At 58.7% G+C, this 20,694-nt stretch carries 18 protein-coding genes; 10 read left to right on the forward strand and 8 right to left on the reverse strand.

Annotation, left to right across the window (positions count from 1 at the left end; all coding sequences use genetic code 11):
• Nucleotides 1–2: 2 nt before the first annotated feature.
• Complete coding sequence (locus HNW77_RS02655) at nt 3–941, reverse strand: LysR substrate-binding domain-containing protein (RefSeq protein WP_172155127.1); 939 nt, start codon at nt 939–941, stop codon at nt 3–5.
• A 381-nt stretch (nt 942–1,322) separates the two neighbouring features.
• On the opposite strand from HNW77_RS02655, the gene HNW77_RS02660 reads away from it, so the two are divergent.
• From HNW77_RS02660 to mgrA, 5 genes are all read left to right on the forward strand, one after another.
• Complete coding sequence (locus HNW77_RS02660; protein ID WP_172155129.1) at nt 1,323–3,779, forward strand: TonB-dependent receptor plug domain-containing protein; 2,457 nt, start codon at nt 1,323–1,325, stop codon at nt 3,777–3,779.
• 100 nt (nt 3,780–3,879) lie between these two features.
• The gene (locus HNW77_RS02665) at nt 3,880–4,152 is read left to right on the forward strand and encodes a hypothetical protein (RefSeq protein ID WP_172155131.1); all 273 of its coding nucleotides are present in this window, start codon (nt 3,880–3,882) and stop codon (nt 4,150–4,152) included.
• Nucleotides 4,153–4,390: 238 nt separating this feature from the next.
• Complete coding sequence (locus tag HNW77_RS02670; RefSeq protein ID WP_172155133.1) at nt 4,391–5,725, forward strand: NtaA/DmoA family FMN-dependent monooxygenase; 1,335 nt, start codon at nt 4,391–4,393, stop codon at nt 5,723–5,725.
• Between the two features lie 54 nt (nt 5,726–5,779).
• Nucleotides 5,780–8,026, forward strand: a complete 2,247-nt coding sequence (locus HNW77_RS02675) for a TonB-dependent receptor family protein (protein ID WP_172155135.1) — start codon at nt 5,780–5,782, stop codon at nt 8,024–8,026.
• Between the two features lie 123 nt (nt 8,027–8,149).
• Nucleotides 8,150–9,175: an L-glyceraldehyde 3-phosphate reductase gene (mgrA, locus tag HNW77_RS02680; RefSeq protein WP_172155137.1), complete on the forward strand. Its 1,026-nt coding sequence runs from the start codon at nt 8,150–8,152 to the stop codon at nt 9,173–9,175.
• 283 nt (nt 9,176–9,458) lie between these two features.
• Here the strand turns inward: mgrA and HNW77_RS02685 are convergent, their stop codons facing one another.
• The 6 genes from HNW77_RS02685 to HNW77_RS02710 all read right to left on the reverse strand — a co-directional run bounded on the left by HNW77_RS02685 (nt 9,459) and on the right by HNW77_RS02710 (nt 14,564).
• Nucleotides 9,459–10,226, reverse strand: coding sequence for an ABC transporter ATP-binding protein (locus HNW77_RS02685; protein WP_172155139.1), 768 nt, complete (start codon nt 10,224–10,226; stop codon nt 9,459–9,461).
• Entirely contained in the window at nt 10,220–11,215 is a 996-nt protein-coding gene (locus HNW77_RS02690; protein ID WP_172155141.1) for an ABC transporter permease, read from the reverse strand. The genes HNW77_RS02685 and HNW77_RS02690 overlap by 7 nt, the downstream gene beginning before the upstream one ends.
• Nucleotides 11,212–12,294 (reverse strand): ABC transporter substrate-binding protein, encoded by a 1,083-nt coding sequence (locus tag HNW77_RS02695; protein WP_172155142.1) that lies wholly within the window; start codon nt 12,292–12,294, stop codon nt 11,212–11,214. The genes HNW77_RS02690 and HNW77_RS02695 overlap by 4 nt, the downstream gene beginning before the upstream one ends.
• Nucleotides 12,295–12,349: 55 nt before the next feature.
• Complete coding sequence (locus HNW77_RS02700; RefSeq protein WP_172155143.1) at nt 12,350–12,883, reverse strand: flavin reductase; 534 nt, start codon at nt 12,881–12,883, stop codon at nt 12,350–12,352.
• Complete coding sequence (locus HNW77_RS02705) at nt 12,873–13,571, reverse strand: peroxiredoxin-like family protein (RefSeq protein ID WP_172155144.1); 699 nt, start codon at nt 13,569–13,571, stop codon at nt 12,873–12,875. Before HNW77_RS02705 ends, HNW77_RS02700 begins: the two co-directional genes overlap by 11 nt.
• Nucleotides 13,572–13,670: 99 nt before the next feature.
• A complete protein-coding gene (locus HNW77_RS02710; protein ID WP_276592059.1) occupies nt 13,671–14,564 on the reverse strand; it encodes a LysR substrate-binding domain-containing protein in 894 nt (297 codons plus the stop codon).
• 151 nt (nt 14,565–14,715) lie between these two features.
• Here HNW77_RS02710 and HNW77_RS02715 point away from each other — a divergent pair, with 151 nt between their 5' ends.
• From HNW77_RS02715 to HNW77_RS02735, 5 genes are all read left to right on the forward strand, one after another.
• On the forward strand, nt 14,716–15,807 hold the full coding sequence (locus HNW77_RS02715; protein WP_172155146.1) for an LLM class flavin-dependent oxidoreductase: 1,092 nt from the start codon (nt 14,716–14,718) through the stop codon (nt 15,805–15,807).
• A gap of 184 nt (nt 15,808–15,991) precedes the next feature.
• Nucleotides 15,992–16,792: a class II aldolase/adducin family protein gene (locus tag HNW77_RS02720; protein WP_172155147.1), complete on the forward strand. Its 801-nt coding sequence runs from the start codon at nt 15,992–15,994 to the stop codon at nt 16,790–16,792.
• Between the two features lie 5 nt (nt 16,793–16,797).
• The gene (locus HNW77_RS02725; protein ID WP_172155148.1) at nt 16,798–17,397 is read left to right on the forward strand and encodes a cysteine dioxygenase family protein; all 600 of its coding nucleotides are present in this window, start codon (nt 16,798–16,800) and stop codon (nt 17,395–17,397) included.
• Nucleotides 17,394–19,016 carry a rhodanese-like domain-containing protein gene (locus tag HNW77_RS02730; protein ID WP_172155149.1) on the forward strand — a complete coding sequence of 541 codons (1,623 nt, stop codon included), beginning with the start codon at nt 17,394–17,396 and terminating at the stop codon, nt 19,014–19,016. The genes HNW77_RS02725 and HNW77_RS02730 overlap by 4 nt, the downstream gene beginning before the upstream one ends.
• A gap of 105 nt (nt 19,017–19,121) precedes the next feature.
• Complete coding sequence (locus tag HNW77_RS02735; protein WP_172155150.1) at nt 19,122–19,736, forward strand: nitroreductase family protein; 615 nt, start codon at nt 19,122–19,124, stop codon at nt 19,734–19,736.
• Nucleotides 19,737–20,140: 404 nt separating this feature from the next.
• Here HNW77_RS02735 and HNW77_RS02740 read toward each other — a convergent pair whose 3' ends face one another.
• Nucleotides 20,141–20,392 carry a hypothetical protein gene (locus HNW77_RS02740; protein WP_172155152.1) on the reverse strand — a complete coding sequence of 84 codons (252 nt, stop codon included), beginning with the start codon at nt 20,390–20,392 and terminating at the stop codon, nt 20,141–20,143.
• Between the last annotated feature and the right edge of the window lie 302 nt (nt 20,393–20,694).

Here is a 20,694-nt window from a genome sequence, read left to right on the forward strand (position 1 = left end):
CCTTAGCCGAATGGCTGCGTGCCCGGCCAGTTATGCGAGGCGGCCATGGCCTTGGCGAGGTCGATAAGGATTTCACGTACGGCGACCGAGGCCTCGGTTTCGGGAATGATTTCGGGAATGCATAGTGACACATCTTCCTGAATGACCGGGTTGTGCAGCGGAAAGATGCGTGATTTGCCCGGTACGACGATGCGGCTGGCAACCGACCAGGGCAGGATGGTGCTGCCTATGCCCTGCTCTATGGCGCCCTGCAGGGTGATCAGCGCCTCGATCTCGGCTACGATGCAGGGTTCAAGCTGCTTGCGCATGAAGGCCATGTCCACGCTCTTGCGCACAAAATTATGTTTGGGCGGCAGCAGCAGGGGAATGTTGGCTATGTCGGCAAGCTGCACGGCCCCTTTTTCATTGTGGGGGAATTCCAGGTCATGCGGTGCCAGCAGGAAGAATTCTTCCTTCATCAATGGCGTGAAAATGACGCCCTTGATGGGGCCTGCGCCATGAATCACGGCCATGTCCAGACGGCCGGTCATGATCAGTTCGCTGTAGATGTCATCAAAGCTTTCGGTCAGGTGCAGGGTAATGTTGGGCAGGCGCTCGCGCACGAGCTGCAACAGCTTGACCGAGAGTGTGGACCCCGCGCTGTAAGGGGACAGGCCGACCGAGACCTTGCCCACCAGCGGCCCCGCGCCCTGGCTGATTTCAACCATGGCCCGGTCGAACTGCTTGGTCAGGGTCTGTGCATGTCGGTACAGTTCCGCTCCGGCCGTGGTGGGGGTTACGCCGCTCTTGCTACGGATGACAAGCTTCTGTTTGAAAGCATTCTCGAGTGTGGCCAGTTGCTGGCTCAATGCGGGCTGGGCAATATTGAGCAGGTCAGCCGCACGCGAAATGCTGCCAAGATCGATAATTTTAATAAAAGCCTGTAGTCGGCGTATGTCCAACGGGAACTCCGTAAAGGGTATAGGTGGTGAATTTATGACCTTGACATTAGGGATTTTTCTTTAACTGTCAACATATTGTGCCATAGGCGGGTGCCATGGCGCGATGGCGCGGCACGGCTTCTGTCAGGCCCGCATGCGGCTGTACGCCCCTGCCTGCGGCAGGGGGCTGATACTTGCAATGTATTATGCAAAAAAGCAACGCATCGGCAAAACCCGAAGCGTTTTCAATTATATAATTCTTTCGTATGCAAGTAAGAAACAATCTGGTTCCCGAACATATCAATAATTCATATGACGCCAAATCATAACGGACGCGCATCATAACCTCGCACATATTCATTACGGAACGTTCGGTCGAGTTTCAGGGGGGGGGGAAGACAGATGTCAGGCCTGTCAAAGCGCAAGTTATATCTGGTGGCCGGGGTGGCATTGGGCACGTTCGTGCCGGCAATGGGCGAGGCCGCGACGGCTACCGTTTCGTCGGCGCAGAAACATTATCGGATCACCACTGACAAGAAGGTCGCCGCCCCCAGGCAGGCCGTGCCTGCGGCCCTGCGGGCCTCGGGCAACCCCGAAGAAATCCATGTCGGTGGCCACCAGACCAATTCCGTCTTTTCCCCCAGCACGCCACGACACAGCACCACGCAGGTTACGGTCGTAACGGGGGAGGAACTGCTCAAGACCGGCCAGAGCAATGTGCTGTCCGCGCTGGCACAGGCCAATCCGGCCATTACCACTGCCGCCCTGCCCGGTGGTGGTGCCAGTTCCTTTGTCCAGACCATGCAGCTGCGCGGCCAGTCACCCGATGATACGCTGATCCTGGTCAACGGCCATCGCCGCCATATTGGGGCGAACTTCAACGCCAACGCAGGTACCAACTGGGGTAGTGAACCAGCGGATATCTCGCTGATTCCCATTACCGCGATCGACCATATCGAAGTGGTGACCGAAGGCGCCTCCGCGCTGTACGGGCAGGATGCCATTGCGGGCGCGGTCAACATCGTGCTCAAGCGCGATACGCATGGTGGCACCGTCAACTTCAAGAACAGCGGCTATTACGCGGGCGATGGCCAGGCGCTTGATGGCTCGGCCAGCTACGCCATGGCGCTGGGCAACAAGGGCGGCTACCTTGACCTTGCGGCACAGGTGACCCACCAACTGCCCACCACCCGTGGCGGCGATTACTATGGCACCCTCTTTAACGATGCCACGCGCAATGCCACGGCGGACCGTAACGTGCAGCGTGGCCTGGGCCTGCCCAAGAGCACGCTTGAAACCCTGAGCGAGAACATGTCCGTGCCCCTGGGGCATGGGTTCAACTTCTACAGCACGTCCACCTTCTCGCACCGCCGTGCCAATGTGCCGGAAACCTATCGCGCCAATAATGGTAATGATATCTGGGTCAACCCGTCGCTTTACCCCAATGGTGACCAGCCCTACATCACCATGGACCAGTACGACTTCGAGACCGATGACGGCATCCGCACGCGCAAATTCGGCTTTGCATGGGATGCGTACGTAACGTTTGGGCGTGACCAGCAGACATACGGCACCAAGGATTCCGAAAATGCCTCGCTGTCTGGCAGCGCATATGAATTCGACCCGACCCAGACATCCTTTTATGATGGCAAGTCGATCTCGACCGAACTGACAACCGGGCTCAGGGGCTCGCGTTCGTTCCATACCGGCCTGCTGCCCAAGGACATCAACCTGCGGTTCGGTGCGGAATACCGCCATGATACCTTCCAGATGACTGAAGGTGAGCCCAATTCGTTCAGTGGACAGGGCGCAACCGATCACCCCGGCAACCCGGCGCTGGCCGTATCGAACACGGACCGTGACGTGTACGAAGGTTTTGCCAACCTTGATTTCTATATAACCAAGAAGTGGGAATGGACCCTGGGTGGCCGCGTTGCCAGCTACAGCAACATGGCAACCGTCGAGACCGGTTCGGTCGGCACGCGCTACAACTTCAACAAGCGCTGGGCCATCCGCGCCAACATCAATTCCGGCTACCGTCCGCCAACGCTGGGTGAGATTTCGTATTTCTATTCGGCGCCCTATCCCGGTTATGTCGTGGATCAGCTTCCCTCCACCAGTGCTCTGGCCAAGTCCTATGGCGCAACTGCCCTGAAGGGCGAGTACTCACGCAGCTATACCATTGGTATTGATGCAAACCCCGTGGATGGTTTCCACCTAGCAGGCAACCTGTACTATATCGCCATCAATGACCGGCTGGGCAGCTCCGCAAGTTTTCCGGTCGCCGCGGGTAATGATTATGGATTGGGCAATGTGACTTCGCTCAGTTACTATGCCAACCTGTATAATACCCAGACATTCGGTGGCGACCTGACCGCTGACTACACTCTCACTACCCACCGTTACGGCAAGTTCCGTTTTGCCATGGGCATCAACTTCTCGGATAACGAAATCCGTTCGAGCAAGAACAACCTGGTCAACGAATATACCAAGGAAATGGTGCTGCATGCCGCGCCTAAAAACCGCGAGCAGATCAGCGTGAACTGGCAGTACAAGAAGTGGTCGGTCTTCGTGCAGGAAATGCGCTATGGCTCCATGATCTACATGGCGGCGCCGACAGGTCCGGGGTCCGTGCCGTTCGAGCAGAACCCCGCTTTCATCACCAACATGGAAATTGACTACAAGCCCGTGCCGCGCTGGACCATTGGCATCGGTGCCAACAACCTTGGCAACAAATACCCGACCCGTGTTTCCCCCGCCATTGCCCAGTCGCAGCAGGGCCTTGCAAAATACGCGTCCTATTCCCCCTACGGGTTCAATGGCGGCATGTATTATGTCAAGACGTCGCTCGATTTCTGAGCCAACGCGTCAAAACATAAGCGGTATTTGAGACGGAGCAGGGCAGGGATCTCATGATCCCTGTCCTGTGCGTTGGTCCGGGCGGGCAGGCTGTCAGCCATTGACCGGACACCTTTTGAGAAATGCGTTAAATCATCAAAGCTTCCGGATGCCGCCTTTTAAGGGCGGCATTTTTTTTGAGCATGACGGAACGTTTTCAAGGCTGATTTTTCAGGCAGCCTCCGGTTCTGTCATTTGTCATGACGGGCATGCCGTTTTTTGCCGGTATGACACCATCTTCCGGCCGGTTGTGCAGTATCTGCGCCTGCGCCACGATGGGGAGCGGCTCCAAACCCCCGGTCAAGGCGTATTGGCTACAATTTTCGGCTCATGAATACCTCTTGCCTCATGGGTATTCCTGTTCCCTGAAAACCTGCGTTATTGCGCGATAGCCGGATTTTCCCCAAAAAAAACAGATTGATCATAATAGACAATATGAAAGCATAAATAAAAATACAGGAAATTATATTCATTAAATAAATTAACACCGAACTTTTGTATTATTTTATCGTCAATACAGAGCATGCTGGATATCGTGAAATAAGATTAATTATTCACCAAGGAAGCATGAAATGACATCTCACTCCGGTCGGCCGCGTGAGCATCTGGTATTGGGCGCATATCTGGGGGGTGGCGGTACAAATGGGGATGCATGGCGCCTGCCTGAGGCGGATGTCGATGCTGATATCAATTTTGAACGATACAGTCAGTATGTGCAGATCCTCGAGCGTGGAAAATTCGACAGCATTTTTCTCTACGATAATGTCTTGCCCATACCTGACCCTGCGGTACTGGCCCGCCGCCCCGGTTTTCCACGATGGGATACGTTCACGCTGCTGGCTGCACTGGCGGTTGTGACAAAACGGATCGGCCTGATCGGCACCGCCAGCACCACATTCAATGAACCTTATAATATCGCCCGCAAGGTGCTCTCGCTTGATCACCTGAGCGGGGGCAGGGCAGGGTGGAATGTTGTAACGGCAACGGGGGGAGGTGAGAATTTCAACCTGCCCGGGCATGTCGGCCATGCTGAACGGTACAGGCGCGCACACGAGTTTTGTGATGTCGTGACGGGATTGTGGCACAGTGTCGAGCCAGATGCGATCGTGCGCAACAAGGGAACCGGGCAGTGGCTTGATCCTGCCAAGGTCCATACGCTCAATCACAAGGGCGAATTCTACGCCGTGCAGGGGCCGCTCAATGCGCCGCCCCGTATCGCGCAGGCAGGCCAGCCGGTCATTGCCCAGGCCGGTTCATCCGATGATGGCAAAGAACTTGCCGCCCGCATCGGGGAAGTGATCTATACGGCGGAATATGACCGTGCGCACGCCCTTGCGTTCCGTAATGAACTGATCGCGCGTGCGCAGAAATACGGTCGTGGCGCCGCCAACCTGCGTGTATTGCCAGGCCTTGCGCCAATCGTGGGTAAAACGCGAGCGGATGCGCACAGGAAATTCGAGCGCTACCTTGCCTATCTTGATCATGAAGCAACACTGAATGGCCTGGCCAGCTACGCCAGTCTTGGCATTGATCTGGCACACTGGCCCAAGGGCCAGCCCGTGACCCTGCCGGATCATCTGGCACAGACCAATTCACACAAAAGCCGGCAGAGCCTGATTGCGAGATGGATCCGTGAACGGCGGGCCACAACGGATGACATCCTGCGCTTCTTTATCGCGGGCGGGCATCGCCTGATTGTCGGGAGTGCGGGGGATATTGCCGATCATATGCAAGAATGGTTCGAGGCCGGAGCGGTAGATGGTTTCAATATCATGTTCACTTCCGCGCCGACCGGCATGGAGGACTTTGTTGATCTGGTCGTGCCTGAACTCCAGCGCCGTGGCCTGTTCAAAACCGATTATGCCAGTCCGTATCTGCGCACCAACCTTGGTCTGCCCACAGTATAAAAACCTGTTCCATGCATGGTTATTTATTCTGCCTTAAATATTAAGGACCTTTTTATGTCTTACCGCCCTATGCGCGCTGTTGCGCCTGCGTTTTCGCATTTTTCTTTCATGGTCATCCTGTCCTGCTCAACACTGATCCATGGAAAAGCGTGGGCGGATGAACGCGTACATGACCTCCCCGCAGGAAAGGCCGGAACTGACGGGAACCTTGCCGCCCACAGGGCGCATGAGCCTGAATCGGAAGCGGCAATGGCGGCCATGCCCAGCGAAAAGATCATGGTGCATCACCATCGTTCAGGCAAGGTTGAAGCGGCATGGAACAACCTGAAGAAAATACCCGGCGGCACCAGTATCATTGACTCGAAAGATACGGCAAAGCGCAGTAACGCGACGAATGCGGATATCTTCAAATTCCAGCCCGGCCTGTTTGCCCAGGCCGTATGCGGCGGGGATGACCTGCGCATTTCGGTGCGCGGTTCCGGTGTGCAGGATGGCCTGTCCGCTACGCGCTATGGCATTAATTTCTTCTTTGATGGCCTGCCACTGACCACAACGGCCGGTGCGGTCAATGAACTGCAGGAGCCGCTGGGCGTGCAGTATACTGAAGTATTGCGTGGCGGTAACGCCATTGACATGGGCGGCACGCTGCTTGGCGGGGCGATCAACTATGTCTCCAAGACCGGTTATGATGCCGATCGCTACCATGCGCGCGTAGAGGCAGGCAGTTTTGGTTACGTCAAGGAACAGCTCAGTTCAGGTGGGGTTTATGGCAAGGCTGATTATTATCTCAGCGTGACCAATGCATATCGTGGTGGGTATCAGCAGAATACAAAAACATCCAGCTTTGGTGTCAATTTCAATTTTGGTTACAAGCTCAGCGATCATGTGGATACGCGGCTGTTCGTTCGCTATCGGCAGACGGATGAAGGGTATCCGGGTTACCTGACCCGCAGCCAGATTGCGCAGGACCCCACGCAGGCCCAGAAAGGCTATGGCAACACCAGCACGAATGGGTACGGCACGCACACGCTTGAACCGGGCAGCTATTTTGTAGGCGACAGGACGAATATTCATTTTAGCGATGGTTCAAAATTCACGCTTGGATTTGATTACCAGAATACCCCGATGGATCATCGCCTGCAGTTTACGCGCCTTCAGTATGGTATCCAGAATGCATCCGGCATGCTGGACTATACCCGGTCCGATACGCTGTTCGGCCGTAAAAGTGAGACGCATGTCGGGGTTTACACCACAGCGATCCTGAGCCTGTGGGAAACGCAGAGCGTCAAGGATCTGACGCATTATGCAAGCTATGGTGCGCATGTTGGCCAGCTTATTTCGCATGATACCTTTGGCGGGAGCACCACGACTTTCCATATAAGCAATAATTACGAGCTTTTTCATAACTTCTGGCTGACAACGGCAGGCGCGCTGACCTATGCGCCACGGCAGATCGCTGTCACCTATCCGACATATTCCGATCTTCATACCCAATCCCTATATTTTCAACCCCGGGCGGGTTTTCGGTATGTTGTCAATCCGCACATCCAGTTCTATGGCAATGTAACAAGAGGTGAGGAACCGCAGACAATATGGCGCTACCTGACAGGACCACTCTATACTTCAGGTCTTGCAACAGGACAGAATGCAGGTGGAACTAACATCAAGCCTTCCACCTCGACCACGTTTGAAGTGGGTACGGAGGGCAACTGGCGTGGTACGGACTGGAGCCTTACCTATTATCATAGCGCGATACGGAACGAGTTACTGTCAGTAATGACCCCGGAATCGCAGCTCTATAATGAAGTGCTGAATGCTAATGCATCGCCGACCACGCATCAGGGTGTTGAATTCTCGACGCATTCCGTACTGTATCAGTGGTCCGGCGGGGTTGTTTCCCTGCGGCAGGCCTATACTTATCAGGACTTCCGCTTCAATCATGACCCGACATTCGGGCATAACAGGCTGCCTGGCATCCCTGCCCATTTCTACCAGGGGCAATTGCACCTGGATATGAAAAACGGGTTCTACATTGCTGCCGATGCACAGGTTTCTTCATCTGTTGAAGCATCATACGATAATACATATAGGGCTGCACCCTATCATATCTACAATTTCCAGATCGGATATCAGTGGCCGGGCAAGCACCGCATGGTATATGTCGATCTGCACAACCTTGCCAACAAGCATTACGCTACTGCCGTCATTCCATCCTACCAGGCTGCCGGTAAAGAAGTGGCCGCCATGTTGCCGGGTGATGGCCTCAGTGTCTTTGCCGGGATCGACATTGGCTTTAATTGACATTATTTATGAAAAACATATACGGCATTGTTACGTATATGTGATATAATATAGTGGTATTTTTTTTTGATGCAGAATGCGTCAGGCAGCCTGCATCTTCTCATTTTTTACTAAGGAGAGAACATGAACTGGTTCCCCGCGGCGCAGCGTTATGATGGAATGGAATTTCGTCGCTGTGGTAGTTCAGGCCTTCGGCTGCCGTCCATTTCCCTCGGGTTATGGCATAATTTTGGCGGTACGGATGTGTTTGAAACCGGGCGTGCGGTCATCCGGCGGGCATTTGATCGGGGCGTAACGCATTTTGATCTGGCAAATAATTATGGGCCGCCATACGGGTCGGCAGAAGAAAACTTTGGTACAATTCTAAAAAAAGATTTTGCGCATCACCGCGATGAACTCATTATTTCATCCAAGGCGGGGTGGGATATGTGGCCTGGCCCGTATGGTTCTGGCGGGTCACGCAAGCATGTCCTGGCATCAGCAGAACAGAGCCTGCGCCGCATGGGCGTGGATTATGTCGATATCTTCTATTCCCACCGCCCGACACCAGATGTGCCGTTGGAAGAGACTGTCAGTGCCTTGGCCCAACTGGTTCGGCAGGGGAAAGCCCTTTATATTGGCATTTCCTCCTACAGTCCGGAGCGCACGCGCCAGGCAGCCGAATTGCTGAAAGCTGAAAAGATACCGCTTCTGATCCATCAGCCTTCATATTCCCTGCTCAATCGTTGGATAGAAGTATCCCTTCTTGAAACACTTGAAGAACTGGGCGTGGGCTGCATAGCGTTCTCTCCCCTTGCCCAGGGTTTATTGACCAACAAATATCTTGACGGTGTACCAGCCGCATCGCGCGCGGCAGCCGGTACTTCGTTTGCCGACACGATGCTGAGTGAGGAAAATCTTCTTCATGTTCGGGCCTTGAACGCTATCGCGGCGGCACGCGGGCAGACACTGGCGCAGATGGCCATTGCATGGGTGTTGCGCATGCCGGGCATTACGTCAGCCCTGATCGGTGCCCGCACTGTCCAGCAGTTGGATAATTCGCTCGATGCATTGAAAAATACCAGCTTTACGCCAGAGGAACTGGACCAGATCGATCAGCATGCCCGAGACGGAAAAGTGGATCTGTGGCGAAAGGTGAGTGTTCTTTAGAATGAACGGGGTGACTGCCGCGCGTGACGGATGCAGGAACTGTTGATGAGATGACAGGGGCCGCGGGGCGTATGCGCCGCGGCCCCGGACTTTCAATCTTTCCGGCCGATAAAGCCGGAAGATGTCCCGGCCAGCGATAGCCGGAACGGCATGGCGGGTTCTGGCCCGCTTCCATCAGCGCGGGCACGCCGCGCCTGCCAGAATGCGCGCCTGTCTGGCACGGAGAATGCCCAAAAAAGCATGCCAGGCCGAAAGAACCCGGCATGCGCGCCGCTCTGTGCTGCTACCAGTCCGCGCTATGGCCGAGTTGGACCAGAATGTCGCGGCGCAAGGCAAGCAGGTGCGGATCATCACGATGACGGTGATAGGGCAGGTCGATGGTGATATCCGACACGACACTGGCCGGGCGCGCACTGAAGGTAATGACCCGGGTGGCCAGCAATAACGCTTCTTCCACATCATGCGTGACCATGATGACGGTAAAGCCCCGATCCTGCCACAGGCGCAGCAGTTCGGTCTGCATGGTCAGCCGTGTCAGGCTGTCCAGTTTGCCAAGGGGTTCATCGAGAATGAGCAGGCGCGGATTATTGACCAGCGCGCGGGCCAGTGCGGCCCGCTGCGCCATGCCGCCAGAAAGCTGGTGCGGCCAGGCATTTTCAAACCCCTGCAGCCCGACCATGGTAATGGCGGCGTCCACCGCAGCCCTGTCGACCCTGCCCGAAATATCCTGACTGAGGGCGACATTGGCCCGTACGGTGCGCCAGGGGTAAAGGGTCGGGTCCTGGAACATGACAATCCGGTCAGGGCCGGGGCCGGTTATGGGGGCGCTATCGGCCAGCATGCGACCGGCACGCGGCGTTTCAAGGCCAGCCACCAGCCGCAGCAGCGTGGATTTGCCGCAGCCCGAAGGGCCGAGCAGGGCAATGAACTCACCCGGCGCAATGTTCAGGTTCACATTTTCCAGAACGGGGGTAAAGCGGCCCCCGATATCATAACCATGGCTTACATCATCAAGCAGGATACCCAGCGCGGGCGTGGTGGCGTTCACCATTTCAGTCCATCCTTCTGCCAGCCAAGAATACGGTCACGTATACGGAACAAAATGGTAATCAGCCCGGTGCACATCAGGGACATGACCACAAGGGCGGCATACATGTTGGGGTAGGCCGCCCATCCCTGTGCCCATTGCATGTAAAAGCCAAGCCCCGACTTGACGCCCAGCATTTCAGCCACGACCAGCATGGCAAAGGACATGCCCAGCCCCATGAACAGGCCCACGAATATCTGCGGGGCCGCCGCGGGCAGTGCCACACGCAAAACCAGAAAGCGGTCGCGTGCCCCCATGGTGCGGGCCACGTCGTAATAGGCCGGGTCCACCGCCGAGATGCCCGACCATGTCAGCACAATGACCGGAAAGGCCGAGGCCAGCGTCATCAGTGCCTCGCTTGCCGCCCAGCTTGAGGGAATGATCACAAAGGCCAGAGGCAGCAGGGCAACGGGCGGCAGCGGGCCGACCAGCCTGATGATGGGCTGCACCCAGTAGCGGAACCGCGCCGAACGGCCCAGTCCGACCCCGATGACAACCCCCAGTACGGCCCCCGTGATGTACCCAACCGCGAGCAGGCCCAGTGAATGGAGCAGGCTGTCGCCCAGCTTGCGCCAGTCCGTTACGAATACATCCAGCAGGTCCTGCGGCGTGCCAAAAAAGGGGCGGGGCAGCAGCAGCAGCTTGGCCTGTACCCCTTCCCATGCCGCAAGGCCAAGGGCGAGGGCGATCATCCACGGCGCTTTGGCCGAAAAGCGCGGCAACAGTGCAACTGGCACAAGAACGATGCCAATGATTGCGCATGCAATGGCAAGACTGTCAGTGGCCGGGAAATCATCGGCATCGGGCCAGAACCATGTCACAAAAGCAGCACAGCACCAGGCCGGCCCCGCCAGCCAGGGCAGAAGGCCGGGTCGCCATGCCCGGCGGGGAGCGGTGGCCGTGTCCGGCGCGGTTGCGATGTCATGCAGGGGGAAGGACGTTGTCTGGGTCATGTGCTGAACAGGTCCTGTGTGACACGGTTGGCGTAACGCGCGCTATCAAGGGAAGGGCGGAAGACGCCGATATCCTTTAGCGCATTGGCATACTGGACGATTTCATCATGGAATTTCGGCCCCACGCTCTGGTGGTGATGGCCTTCAATCCGGATCATCTGCGCCAGGTCCTCGGCGCTGACCCTGGGGGCATAGGGCTTGAAGATGCGCCCGGCTTCATCGGGGTTGCACGCCAGCCACGCGCCCGCATCCAGTATGGCGCGGGTGACGGCTGCGGCCACCTGCGGATCATTACGGATCAGGCTGCCCCGCAGGCCGATCACGCAGCAGGCCGCATGGGCCCAGGCGTCCTTCATGTTGTTGTCGATCTCGACAAGCCCGAACTGCCGTTTCTGCACATAGGTAAACGGATCGGAATCCGTGATGACCTGCACATCCCCGCGCTGGAGTGCGAGCGGCAGCAGGTCGGCGGGATACTGCCGCCACTGCACCTCGGTTTCGGGGTCCACGCCAGCCTGCTTGAGGCGGATGCCAAAGAAATTCCGGTCCGGCCCGCCGATATCCGTAACCCCCACGGTCTTGCCGCGCAGGTCCGTCAGTTGCCGTATGGCGCTGCCCGGGGGCACAAGCATGTACATGCAGCCTGCATGCAGCCCGCCCACCAGCTTGACATCAAAACCCTGCTGCAATGGCTTGAGCCAGCGCAGCGCCATGCCGGGGGCCGCATCCGCCTTTCCGGTTGACAGGGCTTCGAGCAACTGGTCGGTGGCACCGCCAAAATTGACATAATCAACATCAAGATTGTAGCGGGCAAAAAAGCCTTTCTCCCTGGCAACCGGTATGGCCGCGACACAGAGTGCCGTTTCATTCCACGCAATGGTCAGCTTGCGGGGTGGGCCTGGCAGTGGCGCGATGTTCCCGCTCCCTTGTGTTCCCGCACAGCTCCCATCAGCGTCCATGCCGGGCATTTCACCTGCCGCACGGGCGCGGGGCGGCTGGCCGGGCATGAGTGCGGCAACGCTCAGCCCGGTGAGGGAGGTCAGGGCCGTCCGCCGGGAAATTCGGGAGAATGTGGACATCGGAAAACCTTGTTCTGGGCCGGTTTTTCTGGGCCGGTTTTTTCTGGGCTGGTTTTCAGGCCGGGAGCAGGGGCAGGGCATGGAACTGGCGGTTGAACCACGTCAGCCCGGTCTTGCCAGTGGGGGGAACATGAATGGCCTCTACCGTGCAGAACAGCACGTCATGCGTGCTGGCGGCATGAATGAGGGCAATGGTGCAATCGAGCGTGACCAGGGCATCAGCCAGCAAGGGTGCGCCGGTTACATCGGTCCGCCAGTCCGCTGATGCGAATTTTTCATCCGGCGTGCGGCGGCTGCTGGCAAACAGGCCTGCAATGCCTTCATGCCCGCGCGAAAGCAGGCTGATCCCGACCACACCATTCCGAATGAATGCCGCATGGGAGCGGTTGTCGCGGTTAAGGCAGACAAGCACCGTGGGCGGCGCATCACTCACGCTGGTTATGGCGGATACGGTCAGTCCCTGCCGGCCCGCCGGGCCGCTGGTGGTCACGATGGTAACAGGCGCACCCAACCGGCTCATGGCATGACGGAACAGATCATCCGTCACCCCTGATGGTTCACCCACAGGTGCCATGACATCAGGCTGCATGGAAACTTTCCTTTACGGGCAGGCCCAGCGCGGACAGGATCGCCGGTGTTTCCGTGCGCTCCATCCAGTCGGGTGAAATATCGGCAAACCGCACGATCCGGCCGGGTTCGATCACCAGCACGGCGGGTTTGGGCAGTTCCCAGGATTCCGTGCCGTTCAGGTCCTGGCTGGTGCCGCCTTTTGCTTCCGCCGCATGGCGCGATGGCGCATCGAACACATAAGTGAGCCCCAATGCACGCGAGAGGGCGAGATGGCTGTCGGTTGCGACGGGGAAAGGCAGTTCGTGCCGGGTAACAATTTCCCCAAGCAGGGCAGGGGGCTGCGGCGAGATTGCGACAAGCGGAATATGGGCCGCCTGCAATGCAGGCCAGAGCGTGTCACGGTAGTGCGGCAGCGCAATATTGCAGGCGGGACATCCGGCAAAGCGGAAAAAGACCACAACGGCTGGTCCCTGCGCACTCAGGTCATCGAGCGTGATCGTGCGGCCTTCCACCGTGGTCAGATCAGCCGGTGGCAGGATGTCACCTACGCTGACATGAGGCCGAAGCCCATGCCCGGCAACCAGTGTCGCACGCTGCGTGGCGTTTACGGCCAGTGCCTCGGGCGCCCAACTGCGTTTGCGCTCGTTCTCAAGCTCAAGAAAACGGCTGCGTAGCGAGGCGCCGGTATTGAAATGGTCGGCATTCATGTCTCGATTCCTGCGAAATCACGATCAGAAGCCGCTATTATGAATTAATACGTCTTCAACAGACAAAAGAGTTTCCCTCAACCTGCATGTGAGGATTATTTATTGGTTCCCCGCCGCATCAGCGAGCAGGTCACCAAAATCATGGGCGCTATCCGCCAGCCCGTCACGCCGGACCAGAATGGTTTCGATATCGGGCACGGGGGGCAGTGACCTGGTGGTGATGACCGGCAGCCCTTCGGCTGCGGCAAACCGGCGCGTGCGGCAACTGATCCCGATCCCGCCACGCACGCCTGCGCGCAGGGCAGGCAGGTTGGGTGTTTCCATGACGATCCGGTACTCCCGCCGCGCTTCCGTCAGGGTGCGCAGAGCGGCATCACGAAAACGGCAGGGCGGTTCGAGCAGCACGAGGGGCAGTTCCTCGCGTTCGATATGGGCGGGATCTCCCAGCCACACCATCCGGTCATGGCCCACGACATCCCATGATGCACCGGCCCGGTCGCCATGCTGGCCAAGGCAGAGCACCAGATCAAGGCGCGAACGGTCAAATAGTTCAAGCAGTTCCATCGAGCCGCCCACCCGCACGATCAGCCGCGCGCGCGGATGTTCCAGCCGGAAGCGGCCCAGCACGTCTGGCAGGATGGTATCGGCAAAATCCTGGACCATGCCGACCGTAATCGGCTCGGGGTCGGATTGCTGGCCCAGATTCTGCATGATCCGGTCATTCAGTGCCAGCAACTGGCGGGCATAGGTGACCAGTTCCTCGCCCGTTGCGGTCAGCAGCAGCCTGCGCCCGTCGCGCCGGAACAGCTTTTGCTGCAGCATGTCCTCAAGCCGCTTCATCTGCAGGCTCAGGGCGGACTGGGTCAGGAAGATCGTTTCCGTCGCCTGCGCCATGGAGCCTGCCTCCACAATGGCAACAAACGAACGCAGCAGTTCAGTCTGGACATTGCGCGCCATCCGCTGTGGCGCGCGCGGAGCAGGGGGGTGTGACACGATGACTTGTCTCCGGAAGGCAGGAAAGGGCATCTCATATTAACGATATTAAAACGTTATATAAAGGTTTTTAAATTGCCAATTAACGCAAACGATATGATATTTTTTTCTAAACGACATATCATCGTCGTGCAATATGGGGATAGCAACAATGCCTGTGGAATTTATCGGCTTTATTGGCAGTCGCAATCAGTCGGAAACCATTCCTCCGCAGGGGGCGGCTGTTGATCTCAACCATATCGAGGCTTCGGCCAAGATTCACGAAAACGCCGGTTTCGACCGTGCGTTGATCGCGTTTCACTCCAATTCTCCCGAGAGCATCCTCCTGGCGCAGCATGTCGCCTCGGTTACGCGTGATCTCGGGGTCCTGATTGCCCACCGGCCTGGTTTCAACGCTCCCACCATCGCGGCGCGGCAACTGGCAACGCTCGATAACCTGAGCCGGGGGCGGGTGGCGGTGCATATCATTACCGGCGGCAGCGATGTGGAACTGCAGGCCGATGGCGATCATACGACCAAGGCCCGGCGCTATGCCCGCACCAGCGAATATCTGGATATCGTCCGCGCGGAGTGGGATAGCCGCGCGCCCTTTGATTATACGGGTGATTTCTACACTGTGCGCGGCGCCAGTTCGCTGGTTCATCCTTACCGTGAAAGTGGCATTCCCGTTTATTTCGGCGGCTCTTCCGATGAGGCGATCGTCGTGGCGGGCAAGCATGCCGATGTGTATGCGCTGTGGGGCGAAACCTATGAACAGGTGAGTGAAACCGTAGCGCGCGTGCGGGCCGCCGCGGCAAGGCACGGGCGGGCGCCGCGCTTTTCGCTCTCCCTGCGTCCGATCCTGGCGGATACGGAGGAGGCCGCCTGGGCCAGGGCCGACCGGATCCTTGAAACCGCCCGCGCCCTGCAGGCTGAAACCGGCTACACCCGTGCCGCCCACATCCCGAACGAAGGCTCGCGCCGCCTGCTGGCCGCGGCTGAAAAGGGTGCGCGCCTCGACAAGCGGTTATGGACCGGCATCGCCGCCCTGACCGGCGCGCGCGGCAATTCGACCGCGCTGGTCGGCACGCCCGATCAGGTGGCGGAAGCCCTGCTGGATTATTACCGTATCGGGATCAGCACGTTCCTGATCCGTGGCTTTGATCCGCTGGAGGATGCCTATGAATACGGGCGTGACCTGATCCCGCGCGTCAGGGCCCTGATTGCGGCCGAGGACGGACGCGGCCGGACGGCGGCGGCCTGAGGGGGCGAGGCATGGCAGCGCCCTGGCCCGGAACCTTGGCCCGGAATTCTGGCCCAGACTCCTGGCTCAAAACCCTGCCCGCTGCATCGCGGACAATCTGAACCGTTTCCCCGGCATCGTCCGCTCCGTGATGTGGTGGATACGGCCCGTGGTGACTGATCTTTCCTGACAGGGAACCCTTATCATGAACGTAGTACCCTCTTCGCGGCAGAATCAGGCGCAGGCACGGGCACGCAGGCTGCAACCGCGCCCGGCAGCCGCGTCGTTTGAAGCCGAGCGCCTGCACCGCAAGCAGCGGCTGGCCGCAACGTTCCGCCTGTTTGCCCGCCATGGGTTCGATCAGGGGCTGGCCGGACACGTGACCGCGCGCGATCCCGAATTTCCCGATCAGTACTGGATCAACCCGCTGGCGGTCCATTTCTCCCGGATCAGGGTGTCCGATCTCCAGTTGGTGGATCACGACGGCACGATCCTGCATGGCGAGCGGCCCATCAACACGGCGGGTTTTACCATCCATTCCGCCCTGCATCGGGCGCGGCCCGATGTCATTGCGGCAGCGCACACCCATTCCACCTATGGCAAGGCTTTTTCCGCGCTGGGAAAGGAACTGCTGCCCATCACGCAGGATTCCTGTGCGTTCTATGAGGATCATGCGCTTTTTGATCCGTTCAGCGGCGTGGTGCTCGATGACAGCGAAGGCGCGCGCCTGGCCCACGCCCTTGGCCCGCGCAAGGCGCTGATCCTGCAAAATCATGGCCTGCTGACCGTCGGCCCCACGGTGGAAGCGGCAGCGTGGTGGTTCCTGAGCATGGACAACGCCGCCCATACCCAGTTGCTGGCCGAGGCGGCCGGGCATGTCAAACCCATTGCCCCCGATATCGCGCGCCTGACCGCAAGCCAGGTGGGCACCCAGCAGGGTGGATATTTCTGCTTCCAGCCCCTGTGGGACTGGATCGTGGCCCTTGAACCCGATTTACTGGACTGAATGACATGAGCACCATTTCACCGCTACGCGATTTTGTGGCTGATCTTACAAGGCTGTACGATCGCGGTCTGACGCCGTTCGCCATTCAGGCGGCAGGGGCTGACCTGCTGCGCGGGCTGCTCGGGCAGGACAACTGGCTGCCCGAGCCCTTTACCCGCCCCGACCCGGCGCGGTACAGCCAGTACCTGCTGCATTGCGATCCGCTGGAGCGTTTTTCGGTTGTCAGTTTTGTCTGGGGGCCAGGGCAGAAAACGCCGCTGCATGATCACCGTGTCTGGGGCCTGATCGGCATGTTGCGGGGGCGCGAGAGCGAAACCCAGTACGCGCGTGACCCTGATGGCACGTTCCGCGCCATAGAGACCACGTTTCTTGAGCCGGGGCAGGTGGCTTCCCTGACGCCGGGCGTCAATGACTACCATCTTGTGGCCAATGCCCTGCCGGACCGGACTTCAATTTCCATCCATGTCTATGGTGACAATATCGGTGGCGTTTCACGCGCGACCTATGATGTGGCCACGGGGGCGGAAAAAACCTTCATTTCAGGCTATTCCAGTGCTGAAGTGCCCAATCTGTGGGATCGCTCCCGCCGTGCGGAGGCCGCATGAACGCGCAGTTTCCCGTTGCGGTACGCATCGCAGCCGTAAGCCTGGTGCGCGATCGCCTGCGCAATGGCCATGAAATCGCCCTGCTCGACCTGCGCGAGGAAGGCCCGTTTGCCGCAGCCCACCCCCTGTTTGCCGTCAACCTGCCGCTGGGCCGCATCGAGGAACGCATCGGGGGCCTGGTCCCACGTCGCGATGCGCCCATCGTGCTCTATGATGATGGGGAAGGGCGCGTTGCCCGCGCGCTGCCGGTGCTGGCGGCACTGGGTTATACCGATGTCAGTGTGCTCGAAGGTGGCCTGGAGGGCTGGCGGGAAGCCGGAGGGGAAGTGTTCATTGATGTCAATGTCCCCTCCAAGGCATTCGGGGAACTGGTGGAGCATGTGCGCGGCACACCATCAATCGCGGCGGGGGAGTTGCATGCGCGGCTGGAGCGGGGGGAGGACATTGTCGTCCTCGATGCCAGGCGGTTTGGTGAATACAATACCATGTCCATCCCGACCGCCCGTTCCGTGCCGGGGGCGGAACTGGCGCTGCGTGTGCGTGACCTTGCGCCATCGCCCGATACAACGGTGGTGGTAAACTGCGCCGGGCGCACGCGCTCCATTATCGGCACGCAGTCCCTGGTCAATGCGGGTATTCCCAACCCCGTTTTTGCGCTGCGTAACGGTACGATCGGCTGGACACTGGCTGGCTTGCAACTCGATCACGGCGCCACCCGCCGGGCCGGAGCGCCATCGGCCCATAATGTGGACAGGGCGCGCGCGGCAGCCCGCTCCCTTGCCCACCGCGCGGGTGTCAGGGAAATCGGGCGCACGGCGCTGGACCTGCTGGCCGCGCAGGCAGGGCGTACCCTTTACCGGCTTGATGTCCGCTCACCCGAGGAATACGAGACAGAGCACCTCAAGGGTTTCCGTTCCGCGCCCGGTGGGCAACTGGTACAGGCCACGGATGAATGGATCGGTGTGCGCCATGGCACGATCGTGCTGGCGGATGATGACGGCGTGCGTGCCCGCATGACAGGCCACTGGCTCCGTCAACTGGGCTGGCGGGAAGTCTATGTCCTGCACGACTGGGCAGCCCTGCCGCGCGCCACGGGGCCTGAACCCGTTGTGCTGGCAGCACCACTGCCGGAGGTGGAGACGGTGGGGGTGCTGGAACTGGCGGCGGAACTGGAAACGCCGCATGCGCCGGTTGTAATCGACCTGGCCCCCAGCCCCACGTTTCGCCGTGGGCATGTGCCCGGTGCGGTCTTCGCCATTCGCAGTGACCTGCCCGCACAGGCATGGGAGAAGGGTGCAGGAATTGTGCTGACTTGCCCTGATGGGCTGGGCGCGCGCATTGCCGCGCCGGACCTCCATAAACAGGGCGTGCCCGTGCGCGTACTGGCGGGGGGCACCCGGTCATGGCATGATGCGGGCCTGCCGCTTGAAACCGGGCTGGATGAAAACCGTGCCCTGTCGCGGGCGGATGACGTGTACAAGCGCCCCTATGAAGGGACCGATAATGCTACCGCCGCAATGCAGGCCTATCTGGATTGGGAATTCGGGCTTGTAGCCCAACTGGAGCGTGACGGGACCCATGGCTTCACTGTTCTGGAAGATGTGCCATGCCAGTCTTGAAGCGCGGCGAACGGATCGCGACTGCCGGGGACGTCCATTGGGGGCAGGGTATCGGTCCGCTTCCCGCGTGTTTATATTCTGGATGGTATTGAAAACAGGAGTCTCATGACCAAAGCACCCGAACGCCAGTCCGACACGCCGGTCGCGCGTCTGATCCTTGATCGCTGGTCGCCCCGCGCCTTTACACCCGCTCCGATTGCCGAGGCGGAACTGCTGGCCCTGCTCGATGCCGGGCGCTGGGCGCCATCGGCCTATAATTCACAGCCCTGGCGCTTCATCTATGCCCGCCGCGATACGCCGGAATGGGAGCGGTTCCTGTCATGGCTGATCCCGTTCAACCATGGCTGGGCGCAGCATGCCTCGGCACTGGTCTATGTTGCATCGCATACCGTCATGAGCGGCCGCGCCGAGCCGGTGCCCGCGCCCACCCATGCGTTTGATGCGGGGGCGGCCGCAGTGCTGATCCAGCTTCAGGCCAGCACCGCCGGGTGGGCTGCGCATCCCGTCAGCGGGTTCGATCAGGAGCGGGCGCGCGCAGGACTTGAGTTACCCGAGGATTACGCCCTCAATGCTGCCATTGTCATCGGCCGACAGGGAGAGGCGAAGAGCCTCCCCGAATCATTGCAGGAACGCGAAAAGCCATCAGGGCGCCGGCCATTGCACCAACTGGCTTTTCAGGGGCGTTTTACTCCCGGCCAGCAAGAACAGGATGGCGCGTAAGGTAAAAGACAGACTGGCCCGGCAGGCTTGCAGGCCATAAAACCGGGTACGCTCTCTTGGCGTGGATACGGACAGGGGAGCACCCGGCACTGTAATGTTCCCTCAACACGTTGTTTAAAAAATATCGTGTCCTGTCCTGGCTGACCTGTTGCCGGGCGGTGATGAAGCCATACCGGATATGGTCACGAATAAACCACAAAACAGACATATTTCCCGCAATACTGGTGCCCCGTGGATTTCAACCGCTTTACGGCTGGTACACGGAGGGGCCACGTCCTGATATTCCAATGCCTGTACAATACAGACAGCGCGACCCTGTCAGGCCATATGATCCGGATGCACGCATGCTGCATTGACACGACTGCGCCGGGAACGGGTTCCCTTTCTGCTACCACCACAGCGGTTCACATGCGCTGCATCCTGATATTCCATTCATGTTGTTTGTAAAGTTGCCGCGCGCCTGATGCGCCGTTTGGCGCGGGGTCAGTCATGGCCTGATACAGCGTATTATATTTACGTAATATTTTTATCGCTCCCGATATATACAAAAATAAGAAAATATTTTTCCCTCTCAATTGACGAAGATCAAAGAGCAGGGTTGCCCGCTCCATTATTAACAGGCAAGCAGTGGCGCGACCGGTCAGCCGGGGCGACATAATGCGCCAGATTTTTTATAGATAGTAAAAACAGGAAAATAGAAATAAAAATAATGCTTTAACTGTATTGCTGACCCGTTTTGGGCAGAACAGTCACCCCTGCCCGGATTTTGTCGCGGGCCATGTGGCAGGTGCCTGACGGGCGCCAGTTACGTCATGGTCCTGCGCGGAATTACAGTCATGGCTGTTTTTTTTGCTTTGTTCACAAGCATAGCTGACCATCAACCTTAATACTGACTGATGGCTGTCTCTCACCTCCATCCTGTCCGCCCAGAGGTATTTTTTTTCAAGCATGCCCAGCC

The organism is Komagataeibacter melomenusus (genome assembly GCF_013155395.1).
Lineage (GTDB): Bacteria > Pseudomonadota > Alphaproteobacteria > Acetobacterales > Acetobacteraceae > Komagataeibacter > Komagataeibacter melomenusus.